Here is an 11267-nt window from a genome sequence, read left to right on the forward strand (position 1 = left end):
GACGTTGAATCCTGGGGGCCGAACCTCTATCGTTCAGTGGTCACCTTAATCGTTCAGTGAACGATTAACCTGTTTCCGCCGATACCGGGCCACGGACACTGAGGGGAAGTCATGCCGCGTCCACCGCGCCCCGCGGGCGACCCGCTGCGGATCCCGCGCAGAACCGCACTGCTGGGCGGCGCGGGGGCGCTCGGCGCCGCCGTACTGCTGCCCGGCTGCGGCACGACCGGCAGGGAGGCGGCACCCCCGATCCCGGAGGGCGCGGCCACCGGTACCACCGCCGACGGCGGGGTACTGCGGATGGCGCGGCCGCCCGCGTCACAGGCCGAGACGCTCGACCCGGTCAGCTCGCTGTCGGCCTACGAGTACCTCGGCGCGCTGTACAACCGCCTGGTCCGCATGGACGAGGACGGCCAGGCGGTGCCCGACCTCGCCACGGAGTGGGAGTCGACCGAGGACGGCACCACCTGGACCTTCCGCCTGCGCGACGGCGTGACCTTCCACGACGGCACCCCGTTCACCTCGGCGGACGCCGCCTACACTCTGCGCCGCATCGTGGACCCCGAGCTCGCCTCGCCCCAGGGAACGGTTCTCGAGCCCCTGCTCGACCCGGGCCGGATCGGCACGCCGGAGCCGGGAGTACTGGTCGTCGAGCTCAAGGAACCCCACTTCGAGTTCCCCGCGCTCCTGACCAACTACCACTGCTACGTCGTCCCCGACGGCAGCGGCGACACGATCGGCGAGACCGGGATCGGCACGGGGCCGTTCCGCCTCGACGCCTTCTCCCCGGGAGGCCGGGGACGCGTGGTCGCCAACGGCGACCACTGGGAGGGCCCGCCCGTCCTGGATGCCATCGATATGGTCTCGATGACCGACATCCAGGCCCGTACCAACGCCCTGCTGGCGGGGCAGGTCGACCTGATCTCCCAGACCAACCTGGACTTCGCCACAGCTCGCGTGGTCGAGGCGTCCGAGCGGGCCACCATCGCGCGCTCGGTCAACGCCCAGTGGTACGTCCTGCCGATGCTCACCACCGCGGAGCCCTTCACCGACCCCCGGGTGCGCCGGGCGATGAAGCACGCCTACGACCCGCGGCACATCATCGACGTCGCTCTCCAAGGCACCGGCGTTGTGGGCAACGACAACCCGGTCCCGCCCGAAACCCCCTACTGGACCGACCACGCCCTCGAATACGACCCCGACCGGGCGCGCGCACTGCTCGCCGAGGCGGGCCAGGAGAACCTGCGGCTGGACCTGTACACCTCCAGCTACGACCCGGTGTTCACGCCGATGGCGCTGGCCTACCGTGACTCGGTGGCCGAGGCCGGGATCGACATCACCGTGCGCAACACCTCCGCCGACTCCTACTACACCCAGATCTGGATGCAGCGGCCGCTGATGGCCACCTACTGGTACACCGGACGCCCCGCCGACCAGCTGCTCAACCAGGTCTTCCGCAGCGGCTCCTCCTACAACGAGACCGCGTGGTCCGACGAGGACTTCGACGCCCTCCTGGACGACGCCCGCCGGGCCGCCGACGAGGACCGCCGCCGCACCCTCTACGAGGACGCCCAGCGCCTGGTGGTGGACGAGGGCGGCGCGATCACCCCGATGTTCGCCGACCGCCTGGTCGGCCTCTCCCGGGACGTCCTCAACTACCAGGAGACCGGGTTCGAGTTCGACTACCTCAACATCGGATTGAGGCCCTGATGCTGCTCTACGTGACAAGAAGGCTGCTGTCCGCGGTCATCACCGTCCTCCTGGCCTCGGTCATGGTCTTCGCCGCCGTGCAGCTGCTGCCGGGAGACGTGGCCACCCAGGTGCTCGGCCAGGACGCCACCCCCGATGCGGTGGCCGCGCTGCGCGACCAGATGGACCTGAACCGCCCGGCCGCCCTGCGCTTCGTCGACTGGATCACCGGCGTGGTGCGCGGCGACTTCGGCGTCTCCCTGGTCTCCGGGGAGGCCGTGGCCGGAACCCTCTGGCTGCACCTGCGCAACACCATGCTGATCGCGGTGGCCACCATCGCCGTCGCCGTCACCTCCTCCATAGTGCTGGGCGTGCTCGCGGGCCTGTACCGGGACCGCTGGCCGGACACCGTGATCTCCGTGCTCACCCTGGTGGGGATGAGCGTCCCCGAGTTCGTCGTGGCGACCCTGCTCGTGCTCGCGCTGTCCATCACGATCCCCGTCCTGCCCGCCGTGGTCCTGGACGAGGCCTCCGCGCCCGTCGCCGACCTGCTGCCCGCGATCGTGCTCCCCACTATCGCCCTGTCCGTCGTCATGACCGCCTACATCGTGCGCATGACCAGGACCAGCGTCATCGACGTCATGGCCAGCGAGTTCGTCACCACCGCCCGGCTCAAGGGCATCAGCACCGCGCGGGTCGTGGTCCGCCACGCCCTGCCCAGCGCCCTGCTGCCCACGCTCAACGTGATCGCGATGAACGTCGCCTGGCTGGTCGGCGGGGTCGCCGTGGTGGAGAACGTCTTCAACTACCCCGGTATCGGCCAATTGATGCTGGAGTCCGTGCACAACCGCGACCTGCCGGTCCTCCAAGCCATCGCCGTGATCAGCGCCGTGGTGTACGTCCTGTGCAACCTCGCCGCCGACCTCGGGGCGATGGCGCTCAACCCGCGCCTGCGCACCGGTGAGAGGAGCTCCTGATGACCGAGCCACACCAGGGTGGAAGCACACAGGGAGCGGACACGTCCTCGGCGCCCGGAACCCTGCGTCGGACGCTGCGCTCGCTGACCCGGTCCACGCCCGCGATGGTCGGCCTCGGGCTGGTCGTCCTGCACGTCGTGCTGGCCCTGCTCGCCCCGCTGATCACCCCGTACTCGCCCACCGCGAACGCACCCGACCAGGCGCTCCTGGGCCCGAGCCCCGGACACTGGGCGGGCACCGACGCCATGGGGCGCGACGTGCTCACCCGGGTGCTGTACGGCGGGCAGTACGCGCTGATGGTCTCGTTCGCCGCGACCGCCTGCGCGGTCGCCCTGGGCACCCTGCTCGGCTGCGTCACCGCGCTCCGGGGCGGCTGGTTCGACGACGCCCTGATGCGCGTGCTCGACGCGGTCCTGGCGATTCCGCCGATCCTGGCCCTACTGGTCGTCGTCACCGTGCTCGGCGCCGGACCCGTGGTGATCGTCCTGGCGGTGACCATCGTCTACGCGCCCCAGGTGGTGCGCGTGGTCCGCGCAGCCGCACTGGGGGTGGCGCCCCTCGACTACGTGACCGCCGCCCGCGCACGCGGTGAGCGCACCCTGTCCATCCTCGTGCGCGAGGTGCTGCCCAACATCGCCAACGTCGTCTCCGTCGAGTTCGCCATGCGCGCCTCCTGGGTGGTCCTGCTCATCAGCTCCCTGTCGTTCCTGGGCTTCGGTGCCAACCCGCCGACCCCGGACTGGGGGCTGATGGTCGCGGAGAACCGCACCGCCATGGTCGTGGTGCCGTGGGCGAGCCTGGCCCCGATCATCGCTCTGGCGACCCTGGTCGTCGGGTTGAACCTGTCCGCAGACGGCCTCGCCAAGGCCTGGGGCGTCGACCGCGCGAAGGAGAGCTCATGAGTACCGGCAACCCGCACGGCGCCGGCGACCGGGGCGACGCCGTGGTGAGGGTCGAGAACCTGTCCGTGGCCTACCGTTCGAGCGGCGCCGACGTCACCGTCGTGCGCGAGGTGTCGTTCAAGGCCGCCGCGGGCGAGACCGTGGCCGTGGTCGGGGAATCCGGCAGCGGCAAGTCCACCGTCGCCGGAACCCTGCTGGGCCACCTGCGGCACGGCTCCAAAGTCACCGGCGGCCATGTGGAGGTCGTCGGCCGCGACGTGCTCTCCCTCGACGCCGCGGGCCTGCGGGACCTACGCGCCAACGACGTCGCCTTGGTCGGGCAGAACGCGGGCAACGCCCTCACCCCTTCGATGCGGATCGGGCGGCAGATCGAGGAATCGCTGCTGCCCCAGGGGCTGGCCCGAGAGCAGCGCCGTGCGCGGGCCCGCGCCCTGGTGGCCAAGGTCGGGCTGCCCGACCCCGACGGCATCACCCGCCGCTACCCGCACCAGCTCTCGGGCGGCCAGCAGCAGCGGGTCGCGATCGCCATGGCGCTGGCCACCGAACCCCGGGTGCTGGTCCTCGACGAGCCCACCACTGCCTTGGACGTGGTCACCCAGGCCCGCATCCTGGACCTGGTCGCCGGGCTCAGCGAGGAACTCGGACTGACGTCGGTCCTGGTCAGCCACGACCTCGGTGTCGTGGCCCGGATGGCCGACCGGGTGGTGGTCATGCGCCGGGGCGAGGTCGTGGAAGCCGCCGCCACAGACGACCTGTTCGCCGACCCCCAGCACTCCTACACCCGCCACCTGCTCGCCAGCGTGCCCCGGATCGGCGACCGGGGACTGGCCGAGGTTGCCGAGGACGGTACCCGGACCGTGCGCTCGCGCGAGCCCGTCCCGGACGAGGCCCCCGAAGTGGTGTCGATGCGCGACGTCTCCATCGACTACGGGCGCAACCGGGCCGTGGACGGGGTCACGCTCGGCCTGCGCCGCGGCGAGGTCCTCGCCCTGGTGGGGGAATCGGGCAGCGGAAAGTCGACGCTGGCCTGGTCCCTGGCCGGACTGCGCGCACCCACCTCCGGCAGCATGCGGCTCCACGGCGGCAGCGACGGCGGTAGCGGCACCGGCCCCGACGGGGACCCCGGGAACGGGGCGGAGGGAGACCTGGCCGCCGGGGCACGGGAGCGGCCCTTGGCCGTCCGGCGGCGGGTCCAGCTGGCCTTCCAGAACGCCGACACCTCCCTCAACCCGCGCCGCATCGTCCGCGACGCGGTCCGCAGGCCCCTGCGCTTCTTCGGGCTCGCCGAACGCTCCGACGCCGACGACCGCGCCCGCGAGCTGATCCGGGACGTGGCCCTGGACCCCGCCCTCTCCGACCGCCTGCCCGAACAGCTCTCCGGCGGCCAGCGCCAGCGCGTGGGCATCGCCCGCGCCTTGGCCGGCGACCCGCGCGTGGTGGTCGCCGACGAGGTCACCACCGCGCTCGACGTCTCCGTCCAGGCCTCGGTGCTGGCCCTCCTGGACGACCTGCGCGCCCAGCGCGACCTGGCGTTCGTCTTCATCAGCCACGACCTGGCGGTCGTCCGCGGTATCGCCGACCGGGTGGCGGTCATGCGCGACGGGCGCGTCGTGGAGGAGGGGCCCGTCGACGCGGTCTTCTCCGGACCCAACCACCCCTACACCCGCCGCCTCATGGAGGCGGTCCTGGAACCGGCGCGGGGCGGGGGCACCGCGCCGGTTCCCCCTACCGGCGCGGCGGCTGAGCGGGTCTCCGCCGAGGCACCCAGCGGGGCAGACGACCCCGACTGGATCGACCTGGGCGGCGGCCACCGCATCCGCCGCTGGGACCCGGAGGGTCCCGCAGACGGAGCCTGACACCACGAACACCATGAACGGGGGAGCATGCGGTACCGCGAGGACTTCGACAGAGAGGTCGAGGTACGGGAGTACTGGATTCCGATGGCCGACGGCGCACGGTTGCACGCGCGTGTCTGGCTGCCGGCCGACGCGCTGGCGGACCCGGTGCCCGCGCTGCTGGAGTACCTGCCCTACCGGAAGGGCGACTGGACCGCGCCGCGCGACGCCCAGCGCCACCCGTACTACGCGGGCCACGGCTACGCCTCGGTGCGGGTCGACCTGCGCGGTTCGGGCAACTCCGAAGGGGTGATGCGCGACGAGTACAGCGAGCAGGAGATCGACGACGGCGTCGCGGTCGTCGAGTGGCTCGCCGCCCAGCCCTGGTGCACCGGCAGGGTCGGGATGTTCGGCATCTCCTGGGGCGGCTTCAACTCGCTCCAGATCGCCGCCCGGCGCCCCGAAGCGCTCAAAGCGATCGTCACCGTGTGCTCGGCCGACGACCGCTACGACAACGACGTGCACTACATCGGCGGCTCCGTCCTGGGCATCGACATGGCCGGGTGGTCCGGCACCATGCTGGCCTTCACCGCCCGCCCGCCGGACCCGACCGTGGTCGGCGACGCCTGGCTGCCCCAGTGGCGCGAACGCCTGGAGGTCCTGGAACCGTTCATCCACACCTGGCTGGACCACCAGGAACGCGACGACTACTGGCGGCACGGCAGCGTCTGCGAGGACTACTCCGCCATCGGCGCCGCCGTCCTGGCCGTCGGCGGCTGGGCCGATCCCTACCGTGACACCGTGCTGCGCCTGACCGAGCACCTGCCCGGGCCGGTACGCGGCATCCTGGGCCCCTGGGCACACCAGTACCCCGACATCGCGCTGCCCCCGGGCCCGCACATCGGGTTCCTCCAGGAGACGGTGCGCTGGTGGGACCACTGGCTCAAGGACGCCGACAACGGCGCCATGGACACACCGCGCGTGCGCTCGTGGATGCAGGAGCCGGTCCCGCCCGCAACCGCCTACGAACAGCGCCCGGGCCGCTGGGTCACCGACGAAGCCTGGCCGTCGCCGTCCACCCGGTGGACCGAGCGCGTGCTCGGCGGCAACGCCCCCGTCCGGGTGCACAGCCCGCAGCACACCGGGGTCGACGCCGGCCGGTTCTTCCCCTACGGCAACGCCACCGACCTGCCTCCCGACCAGCGCGAGGAGGACGGCCGCTCGACCTGCTTCGACACCCGTCCGCTCACCGACCGCACCGAGATCCTGGGCCGCGCCCGCGTCCGGCTGCGCATGGACGCCGACCGGCCCAAGGGCACGGTGATCGTGCGGGTGTGCGACGTCGCCCCCGACGGAGCCTCCACCCTGGTCACCCGGGGCGTCATGAACCTGAGCAGCCGCCACGGCCGCGACCGCACCGTGCCTTGGGACCCCGGGACACCCGAGGACGTCGAGGTGGAGCTGACCGGCACCGGTTACGCCTTTCCCGCCGGGCACCGGATCCGCGTCGCCGTCTCCACCGCCTACTGGCCGTGGGTGTGGCCCCAGCCCGACGACCCGGCCCTGACCGTCTGGCCCGCCGACAGCGCGCTGCTGCTGCCCGAACGCCCCGAAGTCGCGGACGAGGGGCGGGCACCGGTCGTGTTCGAGGAGCCCGAACAGGCCGCCCCGCTGCCGATCGTGCGCGGTGCCTCCGGCGAGCGCCCGGAGCGCGTGGTCACCCACGACGTGGGCACCGGTGAGTGGGTGCTCGACGTCGACCCCAACTACGGGGGTTCACGCACCTACCCGGACGGCCTCGTCTACACCGAGAAGGCCCGTGAGCGGTACCGCATCCGAGTCGACGACCCCATGTCCGCCGTGGCAGGATCCGACTGGGAAATCAGCCTGTACCGGGAGGGATGGGACGTATTGGTGCGCACGTCCAGTGAGCTCACCGCCACCGCCGACCACTTCGTCGTGCACAGCACACTGGAGGCGTTCAGCGGGGGAGAGGTCGTCACCACCAAGGAGTGGCGCCGGGAGATCCCCAGGACCGCGGGGTGACCGCCGAGCCCCGGGGCACCGACCCCCGGAGCGGTCCCAAGCGGAGAGCCGTGGCGCCCGACAAGCGCACCCGGCAGCCCACCGAGGTCCGCAGGAGACTCATCCTGGAGGCCGCGGTGCCGCTGGTCGCCGAGCACGGTGCCGGCGGGGTGAGCCTGCGCGACATCGCCCGAGCGGCCGGAGTGTCGGTCGGAACGGTCACGTACCACTTCGCCGGGGTCAAGGAGATCATCAGCGAGGCGGTGTCGATCGAGATCGACGGCTACTACCGGCCGCTGGGCGAGCGGATGCTCTCCCTGCCCACGGCGTCCGAGGGCCTGGAAGCCCTGGTCGAGGGCGTGTTCACCAGCGAGACCGACCGGCACTGGCTGTTGTGGTTCGACAGCTGGGCCTCTTCGGCCAGCCTGGCCCCGGACTCGCGCCAGCACCGCCGCTACGAGGACTGGTCGGACAGTGTCGCCCGGCTGATCAGCCGCGGGCGCGACTCCGGGGAGTTCCACTGTCCGGACGTGGAGGAGACCACCACCCGCTTCAACGCGCTGGTCGACGGCCTGGCGCTGCGGCGCCTGCGCGGGGCACCCCCGCTGTCGCTGGAGCAGGCCCGTGCCCACCTGCGCCGCTTCCTCACCTCGGAACTGGGGTTGGCCCAAGGGCCGTGACCGGCCACCGGGCCGTAAGGGAGCGCCTCCCCGGAGGCCGGGGCTCGGAAGTAGTCCGTGCCCCGACCGCCGTGCCGTGGGGCCGTCCAGTTCACGTCCCGGGTCCCTTGGCGCACCCGATACACGCCCTGGCTGTGGGCCGGGCGACAAGACGTGCCGGTGCTATGGGTCCGTCGCACTGCTCGCATACCCAGTAGGTTCCCTCTCGCAGCCTCCGGGCCGCCCTGTCGAGGCGGTCGAGCTCCAGGTGCACGTGATTACGCATGGCCTGGAGCTGTTGGCGTTCGTACGCGAGGGTGGAGCCCTCCGGATCGTGCTCGTCGTCGTTGGCCGTCAAGGCGGCAGCCTCGACGACGCCCTCCCACTGCCGGGTGAGGGACTCGGCCAACCGTGCCGCCTCCGCCTTGGCAATCCGGATGCGCTCAGCCGCAGCCCGGCTGGCCGCGGCTGCGTGTCCCCGGTTCGGGTCCTCCTCCATATACCCGACCACAACGCCACAGGTTGGACGCCTATTTCGCACGCATCCCGGTCACAAGCCCCTTAGAGCCTGGTGACAAGGGGGGTTTGGTTGCCCTGCCCTTGGGGTGTGTACCTGTCCACGCGGGGCGGGGTTCGGGGTTGTTGGGGTTTGTTGTTGGGTGCGAGGTTGCCCCGTTTCCTGCCGCTTGATGGTGGCCGTCTCCGCTGCGCGCCTCAAGGTCGTCGCCATCGAGCGCTTCGCGCGTCGGTGGCGCTCCACCTTGACCCGCTTCGCTGCGACGGCGGGTCGGCGGCAGTCAGGAAACGGGGGACGTGTGGTCGGGGTGGCGACGGGACCGGCCTTCGGCCGGGAACTGCCCCGAGCCTGCGGCCCGGTCCGGCCGTGGCCGGCCGGATTCCTTCCCGTGGGTCTGGTTGTGTCGGCAGGCGCGTCGCAATCCAGTGGCCGGTGGGCGACGAAGGGCCCGAGCAGGCCGGGCGGGTGGCTGGGCGCGTCCCACCGGTCTTGCGGCTCGGTGGTGGGTGGCCCATACGGGTGCGGGTGGTGCTGTTGGACCGGTCGGGTGTGGGTTCCAGGGCATCGAACCCCCCCTACTGGAGTCATTCTGGGCGCCGAGATTGCCTCCAGGGAGGGGGTTCACCGGCCCCGGGTGCTTCCGGGAGGGGGCTCGGCGCCCCAGGCGCCCCCATGTGGGGGGGGTAGCGGGCGCCCCCGGTGGGCGCCCCACACGGAGGTAGACCCGGTGTCTGAAACTGGCCCGGCGAAGATGACCGCTGTGTCCGAAACCGGTTGATCCCCGATGATCTTGCCCCTGGCTCCACCCTCGGCCGTCGAGGGTGGAGCCAGGGGCAAGATCATCGTTGGAAAGGGGGCCCACCCCTGACCGAAAGTCCGGTGGGACGCGCCCAGCCACCCGCCCCGCCTGTTCGGGTCCTTCGTCGCTGGCTGGCCACTGGATTGGGACGCGCTGGCCGATGAAGCCGGGCGGACGGGCAGGAATCCGGCCGGCCACGGCCGGACCGGGCGAAGCCCGGCCCACCGGGCCGGAGGGTCGGGGCCCGAAGGGCCCCCTTGGGCCCCGACCACACCTCCCCCGTTTCCTGACTGCCGCCGACCCGCCGTCGCAGCGAAGCGGGTCAAGGTGGAGCGCCACCGACGCGCGAAGCGCTCGATGGCGACGACCTTGAGGCGCGCAGCGGAGACGGCCACCATCAAGCGGCAGGAAACGGGGCAACCTCGCACCCAACAACAAACCCCAACAACCCCGAACCCCAGCCCGCACCCGCGTGGACAGGTACACACCCCAAGGGCCCGGGAACCCAACGCCCTTTGTCACCAGGCTTTTAGGTGAGGTGAGGAACCGACCATCGGCCATCCGCTCCGCCTACAGCTCGCGGTCCTCGGCGCGGCACTGGAACAGATGGCGCCCTCGGACGACCTCCGGCTCGACCAGAACCGCCGGGTCCGCCGGGTCAAGCAGGTGCTGCGGGACCATCCGGACTACCACTGGATGCGCCAGTACCACGACGGCATACACGGTCTCGGCTACCGGGCGGTCGCCGACCACGTCCGCAAGGAGGCCGGAGACGGCCCGCTGACCCTGGTCGACGGCCTGGCGCTGCGGCGCCTGCGCGGAGCACCCCCGCTGTCCCTGGACCAGGCCCGGGCCCACCTGCACCGCTTCCTCACCTCGGAACTGGGGTTGACCCAAAGGCCGTGACCTCGGTTCCAAGGGACCGCCGGTACCGTCCGGGCGCGGCACCGTAGGCGCTCCGGAACGCCCGGGAGAAGGCGAAGGGCGAGGTGTACCCCACCCGCGCGGCCACCGCCTCCACCGGCAGATCCGTGTCCCGGAGCAGTCCCCGGGCGGTGTTCAGCCGCCACCAGGCCACGTAGGCCATCGGCGGCTGGCCCGCCAAGGCGGTGAACCTGCGTGCGAAGGTCGCCCTGGACATCCGCGCTGCCGCGGCCAGAGCCGCCACAGTCCACGGACGGGCCGGGTCGCCGTGCACCGCAGCTAAGGCAGCACCGACCCCCGGGTCGGCCAGCGCCCGGGCCCACCCGTCGGGGGCCTCGCCCTCGGCCCCCTCCTCCAGGCAGGCGCGCAGCGTGTACAGGAGGAGGGCGTCGAGGAGCAGGGCCACCAGCGCGTCCGCGCCGGGGCGGGCGGTCGCGGTCTCCTCCCCGAGTACGGCCAGCACCCGCTCCAAGCGGGGCTCGCGGCCTTCGGAGGTCCGTACCCGTACGTGCTCGGGGAGGGCGGACAGGAGCGGGTGCGTGCGCTCCCGGTCCATCCGGTAGCCGCCGCAGACGAGCACGGTGGAGGGCCCCGCACCGGGGACAGCGGGTGCACCGAGGGCTCCGAGCGAGTGCCGCCCGAACCCGCCGCCCGTATCGGGACGTGCTTCCTCCAAGGTCTCCGTGGGAGGGTCCGGGGTGTCGCCGAGGCCGTAGCCGCCGCCGTGCGGGGACAGCACCACATCGCCCGGCCCGAGGCGCTCGGGTGGCCCGCCGTCCTCCGGAAACATCCAGCACCCACCGCCCAGGACGGCCAGGAACCCGGCCACGTCGGGATCGCCCGGCATCCACCACCCCCAGCTGCTTCCGTGCACCTCGACGCGGGCGCCGCCGGGGGTGCCCGCACGCATCGACTCCACGACGTCGCTGAGGAGGTCCAT

General features: G+C 72.2%; 9 protein-coding genes. 7 read left to right on the forward strand and 2 right to left on the reverse strand.

What is annotated here, in order from left to right; genetic code table 11:
* Positions 1-111: 111 nt before the first annotated feature.
* From ACYVDG_RS05430 to ACYVDG_RS05455, 6 genes are read left to right on the forward strand one after another with little or no spacing between them, the layout of a single operon-like run.
* Positions 112-1710, forward strand: a complete 1599-nt coding sequence (locus ACYVDG_RS05430; RefSeq protein ID WP_460747210.1) for an ABC transporter substrate-binding protein — start codon at positions 112-114, stop codon at positions 1708-1710.
* Positions 1710-2666, forward strand: coding sequence for an ABC transporter permease (locus ACYVDG_RS05435; protein WP_460747211.1), 957 nt, complete (start codon positions 1710-1712; stop codon positions 2664-2666). Before ACYVDG_RS05430 ends, ACYVDG_RS05435 begins: the two co-directional genes overlap by 1 nt.
* Positions 2666-3568: an ABC transporter permease gene (locus ACYVDG_RS05440; RefSeq protein WP_460747212.1), complete on the forward strand. Its 903-nt coding sequence runs from the start codon at positions 2666-2668 to the stop codon at positions 3566-3568. The genes ACYVDG_RS05435 and ACYVDG_RS05440 overlap by 1 nt, the downstream gene beginning before the upstream one ends.
* Positions 3565-5424, forward strand: a complete 1860-nt coding sequence (locus ACYVDG_RS05445; protein ID WP_460747213.1) for a dipeptide ABC transporter ATP-binding protein — start codon at positions 3565-3567, stop codon at positions 5422-5424. The genes ACYVDG_RS05440 and ACYVDG_RS05445 overlap by 4 nt, the downstream gene beginning before the upstream one ends.
* Positions 5425-5451: 27 nt before the next feature.
* On the forward strand, positions 5452-7449 hold the full coding sequence (locus ACYVDG_RS05450) for a CocE/NonD family hydrolase (RefSeq protein ID WP_460747214.1): 1998 nt from the start codon (positions 5452-5454) through the stop codon (positions 7447-7449).
* Complete coding sequence (locus ACYVDG_RS05455; protein ID WP_460747216.1) at positions 7446-8108, forward strand: TetR/AcrR family transcriptional regulator; 663 nt, start codon at positions 7446-7448, stop codon at positions 8106-8108. The genes ACYVDG_RS05450 and ACYVDG_RS05455 overlap by 4 nt, the downstream gene beginning before the upstream one ends.
* Before the next feature lie 91 nt (positions 8109-8199).
* Here ACYVDG_RS05455 and ACYVDG_RS05460 read toward each other — a convergent pair whose 3' ends face one another.
* Positions 8200-8586, reverse strand: a complete 387-nt coding sequence (locus tag ACYVDG_RS05460) for a TraR/DksA C4-type zinc finger protein (protein ID WP_460747217.1) — start codon at positions 8584-8586, stop codon at positions 8200-8202.
* Positions 8587-10009: 1423 nt separating this feature from the next.
* On the opposite strand from ACYVDG_RS05460, the gene ACYVDG_RS05465 reads away from it, so the two are divergent.
* Positions 10010-10309, forward strand: a complete 300-nt coding sequence (locus tag ACYVDG_RS05465; protein ID WP_460747218.1) for a hypothetical protein — start codon at positions 10010-10012, stop codon at positions 10307-10309.
* On the opposite strand, the gene ACYVDG_RS05470 is transcribed toward ACYVDG_RS05465, so the two are convergent.
* Positions 10275-11267, reverse strand: coding sequence for an AraC family transcriptional regulator (locus ACYVDG_RS05470; protein WP_460747219.1), 993 nt, complete (start codon positions 11265-11267; stop codon positions 10275-10277). The genes ACYVDG_RS05465 and ACYVDG_RS05470 overlap by 35 nt on opposite strands.

It is taken from the genome of Nocardiopsis oceani (assembly GCF_054777395.1).

What these genes read in the sequence shown, in the direction of transcription:
- ACYVDG_RS05430 (WP_460747210.1), top strand. Translation starts at nt 112, where the DNA reads ATGCCGCGTCCACCGCGCCCCGCGGGCGACCCGCTGCGGATCCCGCGC.
- ACYVDG_RS05435 (WP_460747211.1), top strand. Translation starts at nt 1,710, where the DNA reads ATGCTGCTCTACGTGACAAGAAGGCTGCTGTCCGCGGTCATCACCGTC.
- ACYVDG_RS05440 (WP_460747212.1), top strand. Translation starts at nt 2,666, where the DNA reads ATGACCGAGCCACACCAGGGTGGAAGCACACAGGGAGCGGACACGTCC.
- ACYVDG_RS05445 (WP_460747213.1), top strand. Translation starts at nt 3,565, where the DNA reads ATGAGTACCGGCAACCCGCACGGCGCCGGCGACCGGGGCGACGCCGTG.
- ACYVDG_RS05450 (WP_460747214.1), top strand. Translation starts at nt 5,452, where the DNA reads ATGCGGTACCGCGAGGACTTCGACAGAGAGGTCGAGGTACGGGAGTAC.
- ACYVDG_RS05460 (WP_460747217.1), bottom strand. Translation starts at nt 8,586, where the DNA reads ATGGAGGAGGACCCGAACCGGGGACACGCAGCCGCGGCCAGCCGGGCT.
- ACYVDG_RS05465 (WP_460747218.1), top strand. Translation starts at nt 10,010, where the DNA reads ATGGCGCCCTCGGACGACCTCCGGCTCGACCAGAACCGCCGGGTCCGC.
- ACYVDG_RS05470 (WP_460747219.1), bottom strand. Translation starts at nt 11,267, where the DNA reads ATGGACCTCCTCAGCGACGTCGTGGAGTCGATGCGTGCGGGCACCCCC.